We start from the raw sequence: 23128 nt of genomic DNA, 5'->3' as shown, positions 1-23128 counted from the left end.
TGACCAAGGGAGGAAGAGATGTCGGGGATGCTGGTCGGTGAATTGATCCTCTGGCTCATCGTCGCAATCGTCGCGATCGTCATCATCGTCTACGTCGTGAACTGGCTGTACCACCGCTCATCGAAGGAGGTTTCCTTCGTCCGCACCGGTTTCATGGGCGAGCGGGTGGTGATCAATGGCGGCGCCTTCGTGCTGCCGTTCATCCACGACTACACGCCCGTCAACATGAACGTGCTGCCGATGGGGATCGTGCGCTCCCGGCAGGACGCCGTGATCACCCGCGACCGAATGCGCGTCGACATCGAGGCCGATTTCTACGTCCGGGTCCAGCCGACCCGCGAGGCGGTCTCGATCGCCGCCGCGACGCTCGGCCGCCGCACCATGGAGCCGGAGCAGCTGCACACCCTGCTCTCCGGCAAGTTCATCTCCGCGATCCGCTCGGTCGCCTCCGAGATGACGATGGAGCAGATGCACGAGCAGCGCGGCGACTATGTCGCCCGCGTCAAGGCCAATGCCGCCGAAGCGCTGGCGCAGAACGGCCTGGAACTGGAATCGGTCGCGATCACCGATCTCGACCAGACCGACCTGGAATATTTCAATCCCTCGAACCGGTTCGACGCCGAAGGCCTGACCCGGCTGATGGAGGACATCGAGGCCAAGCGCAAGCTGCGCAACGACATCGAGCAGGACTCGATGATCAAGATCCGCTCCCGCAATCTGGAGGCCGAGCGGCAGGCATTGGAGATCGAGCGCGAGAGCGAGACCGCCCGCCTCGAACAGGAGCGCGACATCGAGATGCGCCGTGCCCTGCAGCGCACCGAAGTCGCCCGCGAGCGTGCGTTGCGCGAGACCGAAGCCGAGCAGGCCCAGATCACCGCGCGCGAAGCCATCGAGAAAGCGCGCATCGCCAACGAGCAGGCGATCACCGAGGCGCGCATCGCTTCGGAACGCGAGACCCGCCACAAGGAGATCGAGCGGACGCGCGCCGTCGAGGAGAAGGAGTTGCTGGCCCGTGAGGAGATCGAGCGGGTCCGGATCGCCAACCAGCGCTCGGTCGACACCACCCGCATCGCCTCCGAGCGCGAGGTGCGCCAGCGCGAGATCGAGCGGATGCGCACGGTCGAGGAAGCCGAGATCGCGGCCCGCGAGGCGATCGAGAAGGCCCGCATCCAGCAGGACCGCGTCGTCACCGACGCCCGCATCGCCAACGAGGAGGAGACCCGCCGGCGCGAGATCGAGCGCACCCGCGCGGTCGATGAGGCCGAGATCGCGGCCCGCGAGGCCACCGAGAAGGCGCGCATCGCCCAGACCATGACAGTCAATGTCGAGCGCATCTCCTCCGACGAGCGCACCCGCGCGCTGGAGATCCAACAGGTCCGCACCATCCAGGAGGCCGAGATCGAGGCGCAGAAGGCGGTCGAGGCCGCCCGGATCATCAGAGAGAAGACGCTGGCCGCCGAGCGCATCGCAGCCGACCACACCACGCGAAAGCTCGAGATCGAGCGCAACCAGGCGGTCGAGATCGCCGGCATCAGCGCACGCGAAGCCACCGAAGCCTCCCGCATCGCGCAGGAGGAACATGTCCGGGCGCTCGAGATCGCCCGCACCCGTGCGATCGAGGAGGCCGACATCGCCTCGCGCGAGGCGATCGAAGCGGCGCGGATTTCGCAGGAGAAGTCGGTTGCCGCGCAGCGCATCCGCGCCGAGCGGGAGACCCGCGGGCTCGAGATCGAGCGCACCGGAGCGATCGAGGCCGCCGAGTTGAAGCGCCGCGACGTCGTCGAGCGGCAGCGCATCGATGTCGAGCTGGCGCTGGAGAGCGAGCGGATCGCCTCTTCGCGAACCCGCGAAGTGCTCAACATCGACCAGAAGAGGGCGATCGAGCTTGCCGACGAGGAGCGCGTGATCGCACTCGCCGCCAAGCGCTCCGAGCGGATCGATGCCGACCGGCAGGTCCGGCAGGCCGAGATCGTGGCGCGCAAGGACATCGACACGACGGACGTCTCGCGCGAGCAGGCGCTGGAGGCCGCCCGGATCGAACGGCGCCGGGCGATCGAGCAGCTCGAGGTCGCCCGCAACCAGTCGCTGCAGGAGGCCGAGATCGTCGCCCGCGAGGAGGTCGAGCGTGCCCGCATCGCCTCGGACCGCGGCCTCGACGAGGCGAGGGTCGGCCGCGAGCGCGAGTTGCGCAAGCTCGAAGTCAACCGCGAGAAGGACGTCGAGACCGCACTGATGGAAAAGGCCATCGCGCTGCATCAGAAGTCGCTGGAAGAGTCCGCGGCGCGGGCCGCGGCCGAGGACGCCCGGATCCGCGCCACAGAAGCGGCCGAGCGCGTCGTCACGGCGCGCGAAAGCGAGATCGCCAAACGGCGCAAGACCGTCGAGGTGCTGCTGGCCGAGAAGCAGGCCGAGGAGACCAGGATCGCAGCCGAAGCCGAACGCGTCCGCGCCGCTGTCGAGGCCGAGGCCCAGCGCCTGCTCAATGAGGCCGAGAACGTGCTGACCGACCAAGCGCGCTACTCGCTGTTCCGCCGCAAGCTGCTCGACCGCATCGAGGGCATCGTGCGCGAGAGCGTCAAGCCGATGGAGAAGATCGAGGGCATCCGCATCCTCCAGGTCGACGGTCTCAACGGCAACGGAAATGGCGGCGGTTCCGGCCGCAGCGCCACCGACGAGGTGATCGACTCGGCGCTGCGCTACCGCGTGCAGGCGCCGCTGATCGACTCGATCCTGTCGGATATCGGTGTCGAGGGCGGCAGCCTCGCGAAGATGCCGGGCCTGATCCGCGAGGCCCGCGACATGCAGGGCATCAAGGACTCCGCGCGCAAGAGCGGCGGCGATGCCAAGCCGGCCGCGTCCGAAGGCGGCGGCGAGCCGGCGCGCCCCGAGCGCACGCCGCGCAAGAAGGACTGAGCGCACACCATGGCACGGGTTTACGTCTCCACCGTCGTCAACGCCCGCAACGACCGGGTCTGGGCCAGGGTCCGCGACTTCAACGGGCTGCCGAACTGGCATCCCGCGATCGCGGAAAGCCGGATCGAGGGCGGCGAGCCCTCGGACAAGATCGGCTGCGTCAGGGATTTCCGCCTGCGCAACGGCGATCGCATTCGCGAGAAGCTGCTGGGGCTGTCCGACTACGACATGTTCTGCACCTACTCGATCCTGGAATCGCCGATGGGCGTCGAGAACTACGTCGCGACCCTGCGGTTGACGCCGGTCACCGACGGCGACCAGACCTTCCTGGAATGGACCGCCGAGTTCGACTGCGCGCCGGAGCGCGAGACCGAGCTCGTCAACAATATCGGCGGCGGCGTGTTCCAGGGCGGGTTCGACGCGCTGAAGCGGGCATTCGGAGGATAGACAGGCCGTGCCGCATATCGTCAAAAGCACGATCCTGGATGCGCCGACCGATGCGGTGTGGGCCGTGCTGCGCGATTTCAACGGCCACGACCGCTGGCATCCGGCGGTCGCGAGCAGCGGTATCGAGCGCGCGCAGCCGTCCGACAAGATCGGCTGCGTCAGGCGCTTCAAGCTGAAGGACGGCGCCGAGCTGCGCGAGCAGCTGCTGGCGCTGTCCGATCTCGAACAGTCGTTCAGTTACTGTCTGCTCGATACGCCGATCCCGATGTTCAATTATGTGGCGCATGTCCGCCTGCTGCCGGTCACCGACGGCGACCGCACCTTCTGGCACTGGGAATCGCGCTTCACGACCCGGACCGAGGACAGGGACCGGATCACGCAAATGGTTTCGGAAGACATCTACCAGGCCGGCTTCGAGGCCATCCGCCGGCATCTGAAGGAGGCCGCGTAAGCGGGTAGGACATCATGCCAGTCACGGTGAAGACCTTCACCAGCACCCACGACGCCGCGGCGGCACTGTCGTCGGATCGCAGCGCCCGCTATCTCGGCGGCGGCACGCTGGTGATGCGGGCGCTGAACGAAGGCGACATCTCGATCTCGACCGTCGTACGCGCCAGCGACCATGCGATGACGCGGATCGACGCCACGGGCTCGCGCATCACGCTCGGCGCCGGCGTCACCTTCGCGCGCATCCTGGCCGAACGCGATCTCGCCCTCCTGCACGCGCCCGCCCGCTCGATCGGCGGACCTGCGGTACGCAACATGGGTACGGTCGGCGGCAATCTGTTCGCGCCGGTGCCCTATGGCGACTTCACGGTCGCGATGCTCGCGCTCGATGCCACGGTATCGGTGCAAGGCGGCCTCGGCGGCCGCGAGATTGCGCTCGACGAATTCCTGCAATCGCGCGACCGGCAGACCGGCGTGCTGGTGCTCGCGATCTCCTTCGCCAAACCTGCCAGCGCCGATGCGTTCCGTTACCGCAAGATCGCGCGGATCAAGCCCAAAGGCGGCGCGGTGATCACGCTGGCGGCGCATCTGCCGGTCAATGGCAGCCGGATCGTCGGCGCCCGCGTCGCGCTCGGTTCGATGGCGCCGACGCCGATCCGCGCCCGCGCCGCTGAACGCGCGCTGGAAGGCCGTTCGCCAGATGCTTCCACGATCAGCGCCGCCGCCGCGGCCGCCGTCGAGGGCACATCGCCCGGCGACAATGCGCTCGCCAGCGCCTGGTATCGCCGCGAGATCGTCGGCGTTCATCTCAAGCGCCTGCTGTCCGGTCAGGAATAGAACGCATGGCCAAGACCCCGCTTCAATTCCGCCACAACGGCCGCGACGTCGCGATCTTCGTCGATGGCGGCACCAACCTGCTGGTCGCGCTGCGCGAACTGATCGGCGACATGACGCCGAAATTCGGCTGCGGCCAGGGCGGCTGCGGCACCTGCAGCGTGCTGATCGATGGCGAACTGCATTTGTCGTGCCTTACGCTCGCCGAGACTGTCGCCGGCCGCTCGGTCGAGACGCTCGACGGCCTCAAGGAGGGTCCCAATCTGCACCCGCTGCAGCGCGCCTTCGCCGACAATTTCGCCGCGCAGTGCGGCTATTGCACGCCGGGCATGCTGATCGCCGCGAAGGCGCTGCTCGACCGTAATCCGCAGCCGAGCCGCGCCGAAGTGGTCGAGGCGATCTCCGGCAATATCTGCCGCTGCACCGGCTATGAGCCGATTATCAACGCCGTGCTGGCTGCCGCATCCGGCGGCCGGGCGCGCGCGTAAGGGAACAGTGCCATGCTGGAACTGCGCAAGGATATCTTCGCCGACGAGCGCGACGACAATCTCAAGGAAATCGGCAAGGGCACGCAGCGCCAGGACATGCTCGGCCATGTCACCGGCACCTCGCCGTATTTCGACGATCACAAGCTGCAGGGCATGCTGCATCTGAAGGTGGTCCGCAGCGCGCATCCGCACGCACGGCTGCGCCGCATCGACACCTCGGAGGCCGAGCGCTCGCAGGGCGTGCGGCGGGTGATCCGCGCCTCCGACGTGCCGCGCAACCTGAATACGCTGCTCAGCCTGATCAATTTCGGCAAGGACGACGAGCCGTCGCTCGCGGTCGACAAGGTGCGCTACAAGGGCGAGCCGATCGTCGCCATCGTCGCCGACAGCCCGCGCGAGGCCTACGAGGCCATAGCGAAAGTCAAGATCGACTATGAGCCGCTGCCGGCGGTGTTCGATGTCGAGGACGCGCTGAAGCCGGGCGCGCCCGTGGTCAACGAGGTCTATCCCAAAAACACCTTCACCTATCACGAGACCTACGATCGCCAGCAGCTGCGCTTCGGCGATGCCGACCGGGCGCTTGCGACGGCCGACCATGTGCTGGAGCAGCGCTACCAGATGTCGCCGATCGAGCACGCGCCTACCGAGACCAACGGCTCGATCGCGGCGCCCGACACCAATGGCCGCTACATCGTCTACACCTCGACGCAGGCGCTGTTCTTCTCGGTCGATACCTGCGCCAAGATCCTCGACGTCCCGTCCAACACCTTCCACTTCATCGGCGGCACCGTCGGCGGCGGCTTCGGCGGCAAGGTCGACACCTTGACCGAGCCGCTGTGCATCCTCGGTGCGATGCTGACCGGGCGCCCGGTGCGCTACGTGTTCGGGCGCGAGGAGGAGATGCAATACGGCCCGCCGCGCGGCGCCGAACGCATCTACATCAAGGACGGCGTAATGCGCGACGGCCGTGTCGTCGCCCGCAAGGTGCGCGCCTATTTCGACAGCGGTGCCTATACGCGGCTGTCGAGCTATGCGGCGGTGAAATGCGCTGCGCATCTGCCCGGTCCCTACACGATCCCGAACGTCCACGGCGACGTCTACTGCGTGTTCACCAACCGCACGCCGGCGACTGCGATGCGCGGCTTCGGTGTCACGGCGATGGATTTCGCCATCGAATGCCAGATGGACAAGCTCGCCCATCTTGTCGGCATGGACCCGATGGAGTTCCGGATCCTCAACGCGTATCGCGACGGCGACATGAAGGCGCACCGCCGCGAGGCCAAGAACACCGCGCTGATCGAATGCGTGCAGGTCGCCGCCGAGAAGGCCAAATGGCCGCTCCGCGAAGACTTCAAGCGGATGTCGTCGCGCAAGGATGGCGGCGGCGCCCGCGCCACGGTGACGCCGACGCCGCGCGAAACGCATGCGCCGGCACCCGCACCGGCCCAGCAGCGGACGACGTATGACCGCGCACCGGCGGCGAGCCGCGAGCCGCCACCACCGCCTCCTCCGCCAACGCCACCTTCTCCACCGCGACCGAACGCGCCGTCGCATGGCGCTACCCGATTCTCTTCCGTCTTCGGCACCAGGAGGCGCTGACCATGACAAGGCATCGCGGACGCGGCATCGCGTCGGTCAATTATCCCATCGGCATGAATCTCGGCGGCGATCCGAGCCAGGCGCTGGTGCACTCCAACCCGAGCGGCAAGTTCACCGTGGCGCTGTCCTCGATCGATCTCGGCCAGGGCATGAAGTCGGTGACGCGGCAGATCTGCGCCGAGACGCTCGGCGTGCCGGTCGAGGACGTCTATGTCGACACTGCGGATTCCGACACCGGCCCGCACTGCATGGGCTCGTTCGCCTCGCGCGGCACCCATCGCGTCGGCAACGCCGTGATGGCGGCGGCGCGCGAGGCCCGCGGCGTGATGATGGAAGCTGCCGCCGAGGAGCTGGAGGTCAATGCCGCCGACCTCGAGACCGACGGCCGCGGCAACATCCATGTCAAGGGCGCGCCGCACCGCTCGATCTCCACCAAGGACGTCGCGATCGCCGCCCAGTTCAAGCAGGGCAAGACGATCTCCGGCCGCGGCATCTTCCTGGTGCCGCTGTCCGACGTCGATCCCGAGACCGGCGAGATGTCTCCGGCGACGTGCTACGCGCATGCCTGCCTGGTCGCCGAGGTCGAGGTCGACGACGAGACCGGCGAGGTCGACATGGTCAGGATGGACTCGGCCTATGAGCTCGGCCGCGCGCTCAATCCGCGGCTGGTCGAGCAGCAGCTGGTCGGCGGCGCCTGGATGGGCGTCAGCCACGCGCTCTACGAGACGCCGGAGCCCTATTATCCGGAGCCGGTGCATGGCCCGCGCGACTTCGTCGAGTATCTGATGCCGGGACCCGGCGACATCTGCCCGCACGACATCGCGGTGCTGGAACGTCCCGCGCCCGATGGTCCGTTCGGTGCCAAGGGGCCGGGCGAGATGTGCGCCAATCCGGTGCTGCCTGCGGTCGCCAACGCGATCTTCAACGCGGTCGGAGTGCGGATCGACGATCTGCCGATCACGCCGGAGAAGGTGCTGCGCGCGATCAAGGCGCAGGGCGGCGCGCGGCCGCAGCCGCGGCGCTGAGGTTCTGATATGCCGGTTCGCAGCAACATCGTCGGCATCGACAGCCCCGAGGCGCTGGAGAAGGCGCTGCGCGCAGCCTATTACCTCGCCGACGACGGCATCGCGACCGCTTCCTATCTCGCGCTCGCGCTCGGCAAGCCGCTGCTGCTCGAGGGCGCGCCTGGAGTCGGCAAGACCGAGGCCGCGAAGGCGATCGCCGCCGTGCTCGGCCGCCGCCTGATCCGGCTGCAATGCTACGAGGGCATCGACGCTTCGGCGGCGCTTTACGAATGGAACTATCCGCGCCAGATGCTGGCGATCCGGCAGGCCGGCGAGGAGAGCATCGACATCTACGGCGAGTCGTTTCTGATTGAGCGGCCGATGCTCGCCGCATTGCGCGCGCCCGATGCGACCGTGCTCTTGATCGACGAAATCGATCGCGCCGATCAGGAGTTCGAAGCCTTCCTGCTCGAATTCCTGTCCGACTTCCAGATCTCGATCCCGGAGCGCGGCACGATCCGAGCGGCCGAGCATCCCGTCGTGGTGCTGACATCGAACCGGACCCGCGACCTGCACGAGGCGCTGCGGCGGCGCTGCGTCTATCACTGGATAGACTATCCGAACGCCGAGCGCGAGGCGCGGATCGTGATGATGCGCGCCTCCAGCGTCGCCGAAGCCACCGCCCGCGCCGTGGTCGCCGCGGTCGGCCGACTGCGCCGCGAGCCGCTTAGCAAGGCGCCGGGCATTGCCGAAGCGGTCGATTGGGCGGAGGCCGCAACCTTGCTGCACAAGGGCGGCGCGCGCTGGCCGGACGCCTTCAAGCGTTCGATCGGCGTCGCGCTGAAGGACGAGGAGGATCTGCATTTCATCTCGCCCCGGCTCGATGCGATCATCGCGGAGGCGGCCGCATGAACGACGATCTCGAGCTACCGCGTGCCGCGCGGATCTTCGTCTCCTTTGTCGCGCTCTTGCGCGCCAACGGCTTCTCGGTCGCGCCGGAGCAGACGACGAGCTTCCTGGCCTCAATTGAGCTGCTCGGCCCTCGGAGCCTGGAGCACATCCGCCAGGCCGGGCTTGCCACCTTGGCGCCGCCGCCAGAGCGCCGCGCGACCTATGACCGGCTGTTCGACATCCATTTCCGCGGCGCCGAGGCGATCGAGCAGGCCGAGGGCGAGGACGAGGAGACCGTCCGCCTGCAGGAGGAAGGGCGCGGCGAGGACGAGCCGCCGCTCGCCGACGAGGCCAACGAATCCGGCCTCGCCGCGGCACGAGCCGAAGCATTGGTCGAACGCCGTTTCGCGCAGACCGCGACCAGCGATCCGCTGCGAAAACTGTCACGCGAAGCGGCACGGCGATTGCCGCGAAGGCGCGGCCACCGGCGACGCCATGCGCGCAGCGGTCCGTTCGCCGATCTGCGCCGCACGCTGCGCGAGAGCGTACGCAATGACGGCGAGGTGCTGCGGCTCGGGCGGATGCGCCGCCGCCAGCGACCGCGCAAGATCCTGCTGCTGATCGACGTCTCCGGCTCGATGAAGGCGCGTACCGAGGAGAACATGCGGCTTGCGCATGCGCTGGTGCAGGCGGCTGGCAATGTCGAAGTGTTCACGTTCGGCACGCGGCTGACCCGCGTTACGCCGGCGCTGCGGCTGAAGCGACGCGAGCAGGCGCTGAGCGCAGCTTCGTTCCTTGTCAGCGATTGGGACGGCGGCACAAGGATCGGCGATGCGTTGCAGGCCTTCCTCGCGGTGCCGCGGTTCGGCGGATATGCCCGCGGCGCCGCGGTCGTGATCGTCTCCGACGGCCTCGAGCGCGGCGATCCGGCCGCGTTGCGCGATGCCGTTGCAAAGCTGTCGCGCCGGGCCTGGCGCGTGAGCTGGCTGACACCGCTCGCGACCGCAGCCGGCTTCAAGCCGCAAACCGAGGCGCTGATCGCGATCCAGCGCTTCGTCGACGATCTCGTGGACGGCGGATCGAGTGCGGCTGTGGTCGCGCATCTGCTGTCGCTTGCAACAAGGAGAGCTGCGTGACCGGCATCGTCGACGGACATCATCACATCTGGCGTCAGGCCGATCTCGCTTGGCTGTCCGGCCCGATGCAGCCGCGCATCTTCGGCCCCTACGAGCCGATCCGCCGCGACTATCCGATTGAGGAATATCTCGACGATCTCAAGGGCACCGGCGTCACCCGCTCGGTCTATGTCCAGACCAACTGGCCGAACGGCCAATTCGAGGACGAGGCGGCCTGGGTGCAGCAGACCGCCGATCAGCACGGCTGGCCGCACGCCCTGGTCGCCTATGCCGATTTTTCCGTCGACGATGTCCGGCCGCAGTTGGATCGATTGAAGCGCTATCCGCTGGTGCGCGGCGTGCGCATGCAGCTGCACTGGCACGAGAACCCACTGTATCGCTTCGCGGCACGGCCCGATCTCTGCGGCGATCCCGTGATCCGGCGCAATGTCGGCCACCTCGCCGACTATGGCTGGAGCTTTGACCTGCAGGTGTTCGCGCCGCAGATGACTGAGGCGGCCGGGCTCGCCGCAGCCTGTCCCGACGTGACCTTCATCCTGCAGCACGCCGGCATGCTGGAGGACCTGTCGCCGCAAGGTCGCGCCACCTGGCGCGCCGGCATGGCCCGGCTGGCGCAATGCCCCAACGTGGTGTCGAAGCTGTCGGGGCTCGGCACCTTCATCCACCGCAACGATGCCGCGCATATTGCCGGCGTCATGACCGATACGGTTGCGATCTTCGGCGCGGATCGCTGCCTGTTCGGCTCCAACTTTCCGATCGAGAAGCTGTGGACCAGCTACCGCGATCTGATCGATGCCTTCAAGGCGGCCGCCGAACGGCTCAGCCGGGAGCAACGCGCGGCGATCTTCAGCACGACGGCGGCGCGGGTCTATCGGCTGGAGCCATAGCCGCGCCGCGAGCACGAACAGGACAACGAACACGAATTTGGAGGGATGGCGATGCCGTTGGAGATCAAGATTCTGGACTATGGCGATATCGAGCTGGAATCGAGCTTCCTCGTGCTCGGGCATAATTGCGGCCGCACCCGCCGCGTGCTGACGCTCGGCTTCTTGATCCTCGGCGGACCCTATCCTGTGCTGGTCGACACCGGCTACCGCTCCAACCAGATCATGGAGACGCTCGGGATGCGCGGGCTCCAGTTCCATGAGAACATGATCGAGAACCAGCTCGCCCGCCACGGCGTGCGCATGGGCGACGTCCGCTTCGTCTGCCACACCCATCTGCACATCGACCATGCCGGCAAGGACGATCTGTTCCCGATGAACACGACCGTCGTGGTCAACCGCAAGGAGCTGGAATACTCGGTCTCCGGCCTGATGCACCCGCAATACCCGGCGCCCGACATCAAGCATCTGATCGACCGCCTGCACACCAAGAGCGCGCTGCGCTTCCTCGATCTCGAGATCACCGGTCCGGTCGAGCTGATGCCGGGCGTCTATTGCGATGCCGCCAACGCCCATACCGAGGGATCGATGAACATCCACGTCCACACCGCCGACGGCATCGCGACGATCTGTGGCGACGTGATCTACGACTTCAACGACCAGATCATCAATCCGTTCAACGAAATCCACGATGCCGAGCCGCGCACCACCGGCAACCACGGCACCAGCAAGCGAGCCGAGAAGGCGTCGATCAAGAAGTTGCTCGCTGGCTCGCGCTACCTGCTGCCGGTGCATGATCGCCCGGCCAAGATCGAAGGCGGCATGGTGGTCGGCCGGCTGCATGACCAGGTGCCCGGGCCTGTCGTGCAGAGCCTGCCGCAACGTAGCTGGTTCCCGGCATAACCGCGAAGGCCCGTCACGATGACGCATGTCACGCTGCGCAGTGAATTCGAAGACCTGATCGATCCCTACGCGCCGGTCGGCCAGGTCGGCACCGGCTTCGATTTCACGGAGGGGCCAATCTGGCATCCGGTCGATCACTTTCTGCTGTTCTCCGACATGCCCGGCGATGTACGCCGGCGCTGGGATGCGCGGCGCGGCGTGGTCGAGGTCAAGCGCCCATCGAACAAATGCAACGGCATGACCTATGACGCGGACCTCAATTTGATCGTCTGCGAGCACGCCACATCTTCGCTGATCCGCGAGCGGCCGGACGGGCGGCGCGAGGTATTGGCCTCGCATTACGAAAACCAGGAGCTGAACAGCCCGAACGACGTCTGCGTTCATTCCTCGGGCGCGATCTATTTCTCCGATCCCTGGTACGGCCGGATGCCGGTCTATGGTGTCGAACGGCCGCGCCAGCTCGGCTTCCAGGGCGTCTATCGCGTGCCGCCGGGCGGCGGCGCGCCGAAGCTCTTGGTCGACCGCTATCTGTTCGAGCAGCCGAACGGACTGTGCTTCTCGCCCGACGAGCGCATCCTCTACGTCAACGACACCGTGCAGGCGCTGGTCCGCGCCTTCGATGTCAGCGCCGACGGCACGCTGACCAATCCGCGCGTGTTCGCCTCCGGCATCCGCTCCGAGCTCGAGCCTGGCCTGCCCGACGGCATGAAATGCGACCAGCGCGGCAATGTCTGGGTCACCGCGCCCGGAGGCGTCTGGGTCTATTCGCCCGGAGGCGACCTGCTCGGCAAGGTTCGCCTGCCCGAGCTGGTCGCCAATCTCGCCTGGGGCGGCGCCGATTTCCGCACCCTCTATCTGACCGCGACCCATTCGGTCTATGCGATCCCGACCAAGGTCGGGCCGCGCAACGAACCCTATATGAGCGGGAAGCGCGGCAGCACCGGCGCCGCATCGTCCACGCCCGCGCCGAACCTGAACGCTGGCGAGATGCAGCTCGATCCGCAGCGCTGCGCGATGATCATCCAGGACATGCAGAACGACGTCATCATGGACGGCGGCGCATTCGCCGAGTCCGGGGCGCCTGCGCATGCGCGCCAGCAGCATGTCATCGAGAATGTCCGCCGCGTCGCCGAGGCTGCGCGGGCGCGCGGCGTCGCCATCATCCATGTCTGGTTCGTGGTCGAGCCGGGCGCGCCCGGCGTCACGCTGAACGCGCCGTTGTTCGAGGGACTGGTCGACAGCAAGGCGATGGTGCGCGGCAGCTGGGGCGCGGCGCCGGTCTCCGGCCTCGAGCCGCGCCCGGGCGACTTCGTGGTCGAGAAGATGCGGATGAGCGCCTGGGAAGGCACGCGGCTGGAAACCATCCTGAAGGCCACGGGTCGCGACATGATCATCAACACCGGGGCCTGGACTAACATGTCGGTCGAGCACACCGCGCGCACCGGCGCCGACAAGGGCTATTTCATGATCGTGCCGGAGGATTGCTGCTCGACCATGAACGCCGACTGGCACAACGCCGCGATCAATTTTGCCCTCCAGAACGTCTCCGTCGTGACCAACGCCGACACCGTCATCAAGGCGCTCGGCTGAGGAGGCGCGGTGCCGAAGCTGCTGCATCTTGCCTGCTCTCCCCGCGCCGATTCGGAATCGGCGGCCGGCGCACGCGTCTTTGTGGAGAGTTTCCGCAAGGCGCGCCCGGACTGGGAGATCGACGCGATGAACCTGTGGCGGGAGCCGCTGCCGGAATTCGAAGGCTATCTGCTCGAGGCCAAATACGCCCGGATCGGCGGCAAGAGCTTCACCAATTCGCAGCACGACGCGTTCGCGGTCGCCGAACGCCTCGCGCTGCGGTTGTCGCTGGCCGATCGCGTGCTGATCTCGACACCGATGTGGAACTTTTCGATTCCCTACAAGCTCAAGCAGTGGCTCGACGTCATCATCCAGCCCGGGCTGACCTTTCGCTTCGATCCGGCGCTAGGCTATCTGCCGCTGCTCAAGGACCGCCCCGCGGTCGTGATCCTGGCCAGCGGCAGCGACTTCGTCACCGGCATGAACCGCGGCCGCATCGACATGGCGACGCCCTATCTGCGCGAGGTGCTGCGCTTCATCGGCATCAACGACACGCGCTTCGTGCCGATCGGCCCGACCACCGGGCCCGCGGAGCCGATCCGTGCCGCCCGCGACGCGGCGCACCGCAGGCTCGCGGAGATGGCGGCGCGGTTTTGAGCTGTTAATACCGCCGTCGTCCTGGCGAAAGCCAGGACCCATAACCACCGCTTTCGGTGACAAGCGGGATCGCATCCCCAGCGTCACGCAACAATTGAGATTTGGGGTAATGGGTCCTGGCCTTCGCCAGGACGACGTCGAATGTGTTGCACGGCCTGTGACTCACGCTTCAGCATGCCTCGCGACGCCGACTCTGCTTGGCGAGAGGCGCTTACAAGACGGCATTTGCACGATTTCGGAATATTAGAATAGTATTCCTGATTTGCCCGACATGTCAAGTTGCCTGATCGAACGCCGGCAGCGGCCCGCTCCTTTGCATGGGGTTGTTTTCGATATTTTGGCGGCGCGCACCCGGCGAAGAGTTCCTCCGCCGTCACCACCCTACGTTTCTACGTTTCCGCGGCGGGAAAGACGAGCCTGCACAACAACCCCGGCGCACTGTCGCGCAATTCGATCCTCGCGCCGTGCAGGCTGGCGACCGCCGCGACCAGGCTGAGGCCGAGGCCATTGCCCGGCGTGTAGCGGCTCTGCTCGAGCCGGTAGAAGCGCTTGAAGACGCGGTCGTGCTGGTCGGCCGGAATACCGGGGCCATCATCGGCGACCGAGATCACCGGTCCGCTTTCGTCATTGTCGCAGGTCACGGTCACCCTTCCGCCCGGGCGGCCGTGCTTGATGGCGTTGTCGACGAGATTGGCGATGGCGTCGAACAGCAGGTCGCGATCGCCGGTGACCAGCACGGCCGGATCACCGGCGAGGTCGAGATGGGTGGTCACCTCCTCGGCCGCGGCATCGTAGAGCTCGACCACCTCGCCTGCGATCTCGACGAGATTGACGATGCGAAACGCGCCCTTGCGGGCCCGCGTCTCGATCTCCGAGATCCGCGTGATCGACGCGAACATCCCGAGCACCGCGTCGAGATCGGCGATGGTGTCGCCGATCAGCGCCGCATCGCCCTCCGCGTTGCGTGTGGCATGGTAGGCCTTCTCCAGACGCCCGCGCATCCGGGTCAGCGGCGTGCGCAGGTCGTGGGCGATGTTCTCGCTGACCTGCTTGACGTCCCCCATCAGGGTCTGGATGCGATCCAGCATCAGATTGAGATTCTCGGCGACGCGATCCCATTCGTCATGGCTGCCATGGAGCGGGATGCGCTGGTCGAGACCGGAGAGCATGATGGCGCGACTGGTCGCATTGATCGATTCGATCCGGCCGACCGTCCGCCGCGTGACCCCGATGCTGGCGGCTGCGGCAAGCACGATGATCAGCACGACGACCGCGATGCCCGCGGCCCTGATCTGCGCCATGAAGCTATCGAGATCGCTGATGTCGCGGCCGACCAGCAACCGGTCGCCGTTCGACAAGGTCTCCGTCACCACGCGCGCCAGCGAGGTTCCCGTCGAGAGCTGCGGCAGCGAGACCCGGAATTCGGCCCATCCCTGCCCGGCCGCCTCCACCGGCCACTGCTTGAGATTGCCTGCCAACACCGCCGAGCCGGCGCCGGCCAGCAGATAGACATGGTCGGCAAAGGCCTTGTCTGCGATGCGTTGCGCGATCAACGCGGTCAGGCCATCGCGGCCGGACCGCGCATAGGCATCGTCGAGGCTTGCCTGCTCGGTCATGATCGCGCGGTCGGACCTGTCGCGCACATAGGACAGCGTCGACCAATAGACATAGGCGAAGATCGCGGACACGATCAGGCCGAAGACGCCGATGGCGATCAAGGCCAGGCGGAACGTCGACGACCGGAGGGTTTTAGCCAGGAGCACGGAGGCAGTACCCGATGCCGCGGATCGTGTGGATCAGCGGATAGGCTTGCTGGTCGTCGACCTTGCGGCGCACCCGTCCGACATAGACGTCGATGATGTTGGTCGAGGGATCGAAGTGCAGATCCCACACGTGCTGCAGCAGCATGGCGCGCGACACCACGCGGCCTTCGTTGCGCGCGAGATATTCGAGCAGCTGGAATTCCTTCGGCAGCAGTGGAATCTTGCGGCCGCGGCGGCTCGCGGTCCGCGCGATCAGATCGACCGCGAGATCGCCGACCCGCAGGATGGTCTCCTTGGCAACGGTCTCGCTGCGGCGGCCGAGCGCCTCCAGCCGTGCCAAGAGCTCGACAAAGGAGAACGGCTTGACCAGATAGTCGTCACCACCGGCGCGCAATCCACGCACGCGGTCATCGACCTCGCCGAGCGCGCTGATGATCAGGAACGGCACTGCGATGCCGTCGTCGCGCATCTGACGCATCACCGTGATGCCGTCGATGTCGGGCAGCATGCGATCGATCGTGATCACGGCATAGTCGCGCGCCGCTCCCTGGCTCAGCGCCTCGCGGCCGTTCGCGGCCAGATCCACGTCGTAGCCGCTGGTGGTGAGCTCATCGACGAGCTGACCCGCGGTCTCCGGATCGTCCTCGACGACGAGAATGCGGCGGTGAGCTCCGGTCATACTCTTGAACTCTCCGAGTTCTCAGCCCCCGAGCGCCCCGCGACGGTCGCCGCCAGACTATCCCATTCCGGGGCTGGATGGAACGTCTGGCGACGGCCGCGACAACGGTGCGGACGGTTGGGCGATCACCAATAGTCCCCGCACACATTGACCCACTGCAGGCCATAGGACGTCCATACCCTGCGGTAACAGCCGTCGTAGTAATCGGCATAGACGAAAGGCCCGCCGAAGAACGCAAAGCGATGGAAGCGGTGGTGATGGAAGAAGCCGCCGTGATGGAAGAAACGTCCGCCGTGGAATCCGGCGCCGGCAAACCGCGGCCCGAACGCCGGTGCACCGGCGAAGCGCGCGCCACCGAAATGTCCGCCGGCAAAATGCCCGCCACCGCCCATGGCAGCGAACGCCGCGCCGCCGCCATGCATACCGCCGAAACCGCCGCCATGCATGCCGCCACCCATGGCGCCACCAAAGCCACCGCCGTGGCCGCCACCGAACCCACCGCCGCCACCATGTCCGCCGCCGCCGCCGCCACCGCCGCCTCTGGCAAGAGCCGCGGGTGCGAGCGCAACGCTGACAGCGAGTGTCGCCGCCGTGAGACACGTGAGAAGTCTGCTCTTCATCAAATCCTCCCTGATTGGGACCGCGGCGAACTTCGCATCGCCGCACGCGAGCATGATCAGAAGACGCAGGCGGGCGGCCAACTTCAACTGACAAATGCGCCAGATTCTGACACCGGGTTTAGGATTGGCGAGCGCGTCGGCATGCGCAGCAAATGACCGGATCGCGGGCCGCAACCGCGTTGGCCGAGATCGACGGACATTTGGCTGGAATCAGCGGGTAGCGCGCGTTGAATCGATCCCCCCGATTTCTTAACCCTGGGCTTATCCAGGAAACGACGTCGTCGCGGCGGGATTTCAGATCCGGTTCACAATTTGTCGATCACCGGGCCTCCTCATCGCGCCGGCCGTAACGCAATCGTCTTTCACCGGCTTCCCTCAGAGCCGGGACCACGAGTGCCGACTTCCAGCAAGGAGCTTTCGATGAGCGACGAGACCAAGAGACCGTTCCTGACCCACGCTTCCGGCGCGCCCGTTGCCGACAATGTGAACATCATGACGGCGGGGCCGCGCGGGCCGGCGCTTTTGCAGGATGTCTGGCTGATCGAAAAGCTCGCGCATTTTCACCGCGAGGTGATCCCTGAGCGACGCATGCACGCCAAGGGCGCCGGCGCGCACGGCACCTTCACCGCGACCCACGACATCACGCGCTATACCAAGGCCAGCATCTTCTCGGCGATCGGCAAGCAGACGCCGATGTTCGCGCGGTTCTCGACGGTGGCCGGCGAGCGCGGCGCGGCGGACGCCGAGCGCGACATCCGCGGCTTCGCGCTGAAATTCTACACCGACGAAGGCAATTGGGACGTGGTCGGCAACAACACGCCGGTGTTCTTCTTCCGCGATCCCCTGCGCTTCATCGACCTCAACCACGCGATCAAGCGGCATCCGCGCACGGGGGTGCGCGATCCCGACATGAACTGGGATTTCTGGACGCTGCTGCCGGAAGCGCTGCATCAGGTCACCATCGTGATGAGCGAGCGCGGTATCCCCAGGAGCTTCCGTCACCAGCACGGCTTCGGCAGCCACACCTACAGCATGATCAACGCCAACAACGAGCGCGTCTGGGTGAAATTCCATTTCCGCACCCGGCAGGGCGTCGAGAACCTGACCGATGCCGAGGCCGAGGCGCTGGTCGGCAAGGACCGCGAAAGTCATCAGCGCGATCTGTTCAACAGCATCGAGCGCGGCGATTTCCCGCGCTGGACGCTGTTCATCCAGGTGATGACGGACGCGCAGGCCAAGGCATTCCCGTTCAACCCGTTCGATCTGACCAAGGTGTGGCCAAAGGCGGACTACCCTCTGATCGAGGTCGGATACTTCGAGCTCAACCGCAACCCGGAGAACTTCTTCGCCGAGGTCGAGCAGGCGGCGTTCACGCCCGCCAATGTCGTACCCGGCATCGGCTACTCGCCGGACAAGATGCTGCAAGCCCGCCTGTTCTCATACGGCGACGCGCAGCGCTACCGGCTCGGCGTCAACCACCATCAGATCCCGGTCAACGCGCCGAAATGCCCGTTCCACAGCTATCACCGCGACGGCGCCATGCGCACCGACGGCAATCTCGGCGCGACGCTGACTTACTGGCCGAACAGTCACGGCGAGTGGACCGACCAGCCGCAGCTGAACGAGCCGCCGCTCGAAGTCTCAGGCGCAGCCGCACATTGGGATCATCGCGTGGATGAGGACCACTGGCGGCAGCCGGGTGACCTGTTCCGCAAGATGAACGCTGCACAGAGGCAGGCGCTGTTCGACAACACCGCGCGCCAGGTCGGCCAGGCGTCGAAGCACATCCAGGAACGGCATGTTGCGAACTGCAGCAAGGCCGATCCGGCCTACGGCCAGGGCGTCGCGGCTGCGCTCGCCCGGTTCACGGCCGGAAAGCTGTAACGGAAATGAGCGGCGACGAGTACGGCTCGCCGCCCTGGTCTGCTCTCAGGTCGGCTTGCCGCGCCCGCTCTTCTCGGCCGCGCGACGCAGCGCGTCGGCGAGCGCGCCGCCGCCGGACTGCTCCTGCGGACGACGCGGCGCCGACGATGTCATCTTGGCCGAGCCGCGCGAGAAATCGCGCGACGGTCCGGCATTGTCCTTCTTCGGCCCGATCTCGTCGTCAAGCCGAAGCGTCAATGCGATGCGCTTGCGCGCGACCTCGACGTCCAGAACCTTGACCTTGACGATGTCGCCCGGCTTCACCACCTCGCGCGGGTCCTTGATGAAATTGCGCGACATCGCGGAGATGTGTACGAGCCCGTCCTGATGCACGCCGATATCGACGAAGGCGCCGAAGGCGGCGACGTTCGTCACGGTGCCCTCGAGGATCATGCCCTTCTTGAGGTCCTTGACCTCCTCGACGCCTTCCTTGAACACCGCCGCCTTGAATGCCGGACGCGGGTCGCGGCCGGGCTTTTCCAGCTCGCGCAGAATGTCGGTGACGGTCGGCAGACCGAAGGTGTCGTCGACGAAGGATTGCGGCTTCAGCCCGCGCACCATGTCGGCGTTGCCGATCAGCGCCTTGATGTCGCTTTTGGTCGCCTCGAGGATGCGGCGCACCACCGGATAGGCTTCCGGATGCACGCCGGATGAATCGAGCGGGTCTTCGCCATTGCTGATGCGCAGGAAGCCGGCGCACTGCTCGAACGCCTTCGGCCCGAGCCGCGGCACGTCCTTCAGCGCCTTGCGCGACTTGAACGGGCCGTTGGCATCGCGGTGCTGCACGATGCTTTGCGCCAGCCCAGCGCCGATACCTGACACCCGCGAGAGCAGCGGCACCGAGGCGGTGTTGGCATCGACGCCGACCGCGTTCACGCAGTCTTCCACCACGGCGTCGAGCGAGCGCGCCAGCTTGGCCTCGCCGAGATCGTGCTGGTATTGGCCGACGCCGATCGCCTTCGGATCGATCTTGACCAGCTCGGCGAGCGGATCCTGCAGGCGCCGCGCGATCGAGACCGCGCCGCGAATGGTGACGTCGAGATCGGGCAACTCGTTCGAGGCAAAGGCGGAGGCCGAATAGACCGACGCGCCGGCTTCGGAGACCACGATCTTGGTCATCTTGCGCTCGGGCAGGCGCTTGACGAGCTCGGCGGCGAGCTTGTCGGTTTCGCGCGAGGCGGTGCCGTTGCCGATCGCGATCAGCTCGACGCCATGCTCGATCGCGAGCTTGCCGAGAATGGCGAGCGCCTCGTCCCAGCGCCGCTGCGGCTCGTGCGGGAAGATCGCGGTGTGCGCCACCACCTTGCCGGTCGCATCGATCACCGCGACCTTGACGCCGGTGCGATAGCCGGGGTCGAGGCCCATGGTGGCGCGCGGACCGGCCGGCGCCGCCAGCAGCAGATCACGCAGGTTGGAGGCGAACACGCGCACCGCCTCGGTCTCGGCCGCGGTCCACAGCCGCAGCCGCAAATCGATATTGAGGTGAATCTGGATCTTGGTGCGCCAGGCCCAGCGCACCGTCTCGGTCAGCCATTTGTCGCCCTTGCGTCCCTGGTTGGAGATCGCAAAACGGTTCATGATCCTGAGCTCGTAGAGACCGGGCACGCCGACGGCCGGCGCCTCGGCCTCCGGCTTGATCGCGAGGTCGAGGATCTCCTCCTTCTCGCCGCGAAACAGCGCCAGGATGCGGTGCGACGGCAGCTTCGGCAACGGCTCGGAGAAGTCGAAATAGTCCTTGAACTTCTCACCCTCGGTCTTCTTGCCGGTACGGACGGTCGAGGCCATGATGCCGTTCGACCACATCTCCTCGCGCAGCGCGCCGATCAGGTCGGCATCCTCGGCGAAGCGCTCGACCAGGATGGCGCGCGCGCCGTCCAGCGCGGCGACAACGTCGGCGACCTGCTTCTCGGCATTGACGAACGGCGCGGCGGCTTCGTTCGGATCGCTCTCGGGCTTGGTCAGCAGCTGATCGGCGAGCGGCTCGAGGCCCGCTTCCTTGGCTATCTCGGCCTTGGTGCGGCGCTTCGGCTTGTACGGCAGATAGATGTCTTCCAGCCGGCCCTTGCTGTCGGCGGCCATGATCTGGGCTTCGAGCGCGGCATCGAGCTTGCCCTGCTCGCGGATCGAGTTGAGCACCGCGGTGCGGCGCTCCTCGAGCTCGCGCAGATAGGTCAGCCGCTCTTCCAGCGTGCGCAGCTGCGCGTCATCAAGCGCACCAGTGAGCTCCTTGCGGTATCGCGCGATGAACGGCACCGTGGCGCCGCCGTCAAGCAGCGTCACCGCCGCCTCGACCTGCTCGTCGCGAACCCTAAGCTCCTGCGCAATCTGATGATGAATCTTTGCCACGCTCGTCTCTCTGAATCCTCGCGCCGCACATGGCGCGGACGCCGCTTATGAACCATCCCGGATTGATTCATCAAGGCGCGCTGTGGATCAAATGAGGCGCAGGCGGCAATCTATTTCAGGGATGTCGGCCGCCCGCGGCTTGACAAATAGATGCGCGCCGCATTGCCGCCGAAAATCGCAGCCTTCGCGTCACTTGACAAATCAGCCAGCAAGGTCTCGGCGGCCGCGAACCATTGCGCATAGCCGCCCGCGAGATTGACGACAGGCCAGTCGCTGCCCCACAGCATCCGCTGCGGACCGAAGCAGGCCAGTGCATGATCGACGGCCTCGCGCAAATCCTTGACCTGCCAGTTCGCCGCCGCCTCGGTTGCCAGCCCCGACAGCTTGCAGACGACGTTGGATCGGGTTGCCAGATCTGCAATGTCATCCTTCCAGCCCGCGATGTCGCCGGTGGCGAGGTGCGGCTTGCCGAAATGATCGAGCACGAATTGCAGATCCGGGTGCCGGTCGACCAGCTGGACCAGCCGCGGAAAATGGCGCGGCAGCACCAGCGCGTCGAATACCAGGTCATGCCGCGCCATGGCCTCGAGCGGCGCCGCCAGCTCCGGCCGCAACAGCCAGTCGTCATCGGCGATGTCCTGCACCATGGGCCGCAGGCCGACCAGCAGTTCGCGCCCGGCGACGGCATCGACGCGCGCCGCGGCATCGGGCGCATCGAAGTCGATCCAGCCGACCACGCCGCGCACCTGCTCGGCGCCCTTGGCGACGTCAAGCATGAATGCGGTCTCGGCTTCAGTCGGTGCGGCCTGCACCAGGATGGTGCCGCCGATGCCGGCGGCGGCCAGATGCGGCGCGAGATCGGCCAGGCCGAAGTCGCGATAGATCGGTCCGCGCTCGGGCGTCAGCCAGCCATAGTCGGCGCGCGCCAAGGTCCAGATGTGCTGATGGGCGTCGATCCGCATCATGCCGGCACCGGCGCATGCTGGTCGAGCAGCCTCTCACTCTTGAGGTCGCGCCACAACGCCGCGGGCACCGGCGACGACAAGGCGGCGACGTTGCGCTCGACCTCCTGCGGGGTCTGCGCGCCGAGCACGAGGCTCGCGACCGCCGGATGGCCCAGCGCGAAATGCAGGGCGGCGGTCGGCAGCGCCACGCCATGGGCGCGGCAGACGCGCTCGATCGCGGCGACCTTCTGCATCACATCCGGCGGCGCGTCCTTGTAATTATACTTGGCGCCGGCCACCGCGCCGGTCGCCAGGATGCCGGAATTGAACACGCCACCGAGCATCATGCCGATGCCCTGCTGCTCCGCCAGCGGCAGGAATTCGGCGAGCGCCGGCTGCTCCAGCAGCGAATAGCGGCCGGCAAGCAGCATGGTATCGAACGTTCCGGCTTTGGCGAAGCGCACGCACATGTCGGCCTCGTTGACGCCGATCCCGATGCCTTTGACCACGCGCTCGGCGCGGAGCTTGTCGAGCGCGACATAGGCGCCGTCCATGGCTTCGCGAAACCGCGCCTCGATGGCATCAGCACCATGGGTCCAGACGTCGACGTCGTGGATCAGGAGCAGGTCGATGCGATCGGTGCCGAGCCGTAGCAGCGACTGCTCGACCGAACGCATCGTGCCGTCATAGGAATAGTCGAACACCGCACGGTGCGGCGCGCCGCCTACGAAATTGGAGCCGTCGCCGCGGCCGTGGAACGGATCCATCCAGCGCCCGACCTTGGTGCAGACCACGACATTGTCGCGCGCGACGCGGCGCAGCGCGGTACCGCTGCGGTGCTCGGCGAGGCCGTGGCCATAGAGCGGCGAGGAATCCAGCAGATTGACGCCGAGCGCAAACGCCCGCTCCGCGGCGGCGATCGCGGCGTTGTCGTCGAGCCGCGCGAACAGGTCGCCGAGCGGCGCGGTGCCGAAGCCAAGGATGGAAACATCAAGCCCGGTGCGGCCGAGCTTGCGGCGCGGCAGTGCCGGTGCCGGATCTGAAGATTGGTACTGATTCACCTTGTTGGCTCCCTGCAGTC

General features: G+C 66.7%; 20 protein-coding genes. 14 read left to right on the top strand and 6 right to left on the bottom strand.

Annotated elements, in window-relative coordinates:
- The first annotated feature begins 18 nt into the window (after positions 1-18).
- From CK489_RS17155 to CK489_RS17095, 13 genes are read left to right on the top strand one after another with little or no spacing between them, the layout of a single operon-like run.
- The gene (locus CK489_RS17155) at positions 19-2913 is read left to right on the top strand and encodes a flotillin family protein (RefSeq protein ID WP_095733064.1); all 2895 of its coding nucleotides are present in this window, start codon (positions 19-21) and stop codon (positions 2911-2913) included.
- A gap of 9 nt (positions 2914-2922) precedes the next feature.
- Positions 2923-3360, top strand: a complete 438-nt coding sequence (locus tag CK489_RS17150) for an SRPBCC family protein (RefSeq protein ID WP_028338488.1) — start codon at positions 2923-2925, stop codon at positions 3358-3360.
- Positions 3361-3367: 7 nt separating this feature from the next.
- On the top strand, positions 3368-3811 hold the full coding sequence (locus CK489_RS17145) for an SRPBCC family protein (RefSeq protein ID WP_050631973.1): 444 nt from the start codon (positions 3368-3370) through the stop codon (positions 3809-3811).
- Between the two features lie 14 nt (positions 3812-3825).
- The gene (locus tag CK489_RS17140; protein WP_095733063.1) at positions 3826-4644 is read left to right on the top strand and encodes an FAD binding domain-containing protein; all 819 of its coding nucleotides are present in this window, start codon (positions 3826-3828) and stop codon (positions 4642-4644) included.
- A 5-nt stretch (positions 4645-4649) separates the two neighbouring features.
- Positions 4650-5129, top strand: a complete 480-nt coding sequence (locus CK489_RS17135) for a (2Fe-2S)-binding protein (RefSeq protein WP_095733062.1) — start codon at positions 4650-4652, stop codon at positions 5127-5129.
- Between the two features lie 12 nt (positions 5130-5141).
- Positions 5142-6728, top strand: a complete 1587-nt coding sequence (locus tag CK489_RS17130; RefSeq protein ID WP_095733061.1) for a xanthine dehydrogenase family protein molybdopterin-binding subunit — start codon at positions 5142-5144, stop codon at positions 6726-6728.
- A 2-nt stretch (positions 6729-6730) separates the two neighbouring features.
- Positions 6731-7753, top strand: a complete 1023-nt coding sequence (locus tag CK489_RS17125; protein WP_028333322.1) for a xanthine dehydrogenase family protein molybdopterin-binding subunit — start codon at positions 6731-6733, stop codon at positions 7751-7753.
- A 9-nt stretch (positions 7754-7762) separates the two neighbouring features.
- Positions 7763-8644, top strand: a complete 882-nt coding sequence (locus CK489_RS17120; protein ID WP_050631970.1) for an AAA family ATPase — start codon at positions 7763-7765, stop codon at positions 8642-8644.
- Positions 8641-9759 (top strand): vWA domain-containing protein, encoded by a 1119-nt coding sequence (locus CK489_RS17115; RefSeq protein WP_095733060.1) that lies wholly within the window; start codon positions 8641-8643, stop codon positions 9757-9759. The genes CK489_RS17120 and CK489_RS17115 overlap by 4 nt, the downstream gene beginning before the upstream one ends.
- A complete protein-coding gene (locus tag CK489_RS17110; RefSeq protein ID WP_095733059.1) occupies positions 9756-10646 on the top strand; it encodes an amidohydrolase family protein in 891 nt (296 codons plus the stop codon). The genes CK489_RS17115 and CK489_RS17110 overlap by 4 nt, the downstream gene beginning before the upstream one ends.
- A 51-nt stretch (positions 10647-10697) precedes the next feature.
- Positions 10698-11546: an MBL fold metallo-hydrolase gene (locus CK489_RS17105; protein ID WP_095733673.1), complete on the top strand. Its 849-nt coding sequence runs from the start codon at positions 10698-10700 to the stop codon at positions 11544-11546.
- Positions 11547-11564: 18 nt separating this feature from the next.
- The gene (locus CK489_RS17100; protein ID WP_095733058.1) at positions 11565-13136 is read left to right on the top strand and encodes an isochorismatase family protein; all 1572 of its coding nucleotides are present in this window, start codon (positions 11565-11567) and stop codon (positions 13134-13136) included.
- 9 nt (positions 13137-13145) lie between these two features.
- Positions 13146-13772: an FMN-dependent NADH-azoreductase gene (locus CK489_RS17095; RefSeq protein ID WP_050631967.1), complete on the top strand. Its 627-nt coding sequence runs from the start codon at positions 13146-13148 to the stop codon at positions 13770-13772.
- A 389-nt stretch (positions 13773-14161) separates the two neighbouring features.
- Here the strand turns inward: CK489_RS17095 and CK489_RS17090 are convergent, their stop codons facing one another.
- From CK489_RS17090 to CK489_RS41755, 3 genes are all read right to left on the bottom strand, one after another.
- The gene (locus tag CK489_RS17090) at positions 14162-15535 is read right to left on the bottom strand and encodes a sensor histidine kinase (protein ID WP_095733057.1); all 1374 of its coding nucleotides are present in this window, start codon (positions 15533-15535) and stop codon (positions 14162-14164) included.
- Positions 15522-16214, bottom strand: a complete 693-nt coding sequence (locus CK489_RS17085) for a response regulator transcription factor (protein ID WP_095733056.1) — start codon at positions 16212-16214, stop codon at positions 15522-15524. Before CK489_RS17085 ends, CK489_RS17090 begins: the two co-directional genes overlap by 14 nt.
- 125 nt (positions 16215-16339) lie before the next feature.
- On the bottom strand, positions 16340-16834 hold the full coding sequence (locus CK489_RS41755) for a hypothetical protein (protein ID WP_198960943.1): 495 nt from the start codon (positions 16832-16834) through the stop codon (positions 16340-16342).
- Between the two features lie 420 nt (positions 16835-17254).
- Between CK489_RS41755 and CK489_RS17070 the strand changes: the two genes are divergently transcribed.
- A complete protein-coding gene (locus tag CK489_RS17070; protein WP_095733672.1) occupies positions 17255-18718 on the top strand; it encodes a catalase in 1464 nt (487 codons plus the stop codon).
- 45 nt (positions 18719-18763) lie between these two features.
- On the opposite strand, the gene CK489_RS17065 is transcribed toward CK489_RS17070, so the two are convergent.
- From CK489_RS17065 to CK489_RS17055, 3 genes are all read right to left on the bottom strand, one after another.
- Positions 18764-21103 (bottom strand): Tex family protein, encoded by a 2340-nt coding sequence (locus CK489_RS17065; protein ID WP_095733053.1) that lies wholly within the window; start codon positions 21101-21103, stop codon positions 18764-18766.
- 110 nt (positions 21104-21213) lie between these two features.
- Positions 21214-22068, bottom strand: a complete 855-nt coding sequence (locus CK489_RS17060) for an amidohydrolase family protein (RefSeq protein WP_095733052.1) — start codon at positions 22066-22068, stop codon at positions 21214-21216.
- Positions 22065-23108 carry an aldo/keto reductase gene (locus CK489_RS17055; RefSeq protein WP_095733051.1) on the bottom strand — a complete coding sequence of 348 codons (1044 nt, stop codon included), beginning with the start codon at positions 23106-23108 and terminating at the stop codon, positions 22065-22067. The genes CK489_RS17060 and CK489_RS17055 overlap by 4 nt, the downstream gene beginning before the upstream one ends.
- Positions 23109-23128: the final 20 nt, after the last annotated feature.

Source organism: Bradyrhizobium sp. UFLA03-84, from assembly GCF_002289535.1.
Classification (GTDB): domain Bacteria; phylum Pseudomonadota; class Alphaproteobacteria; order Rhizobiales; family Xanthobacteraceae; genus Bradyrhizobium; species Bradyrhizobium viridifuturi.
This window is presented reverse-complemented; position numbering and strand designations above follow the sequence as displayed.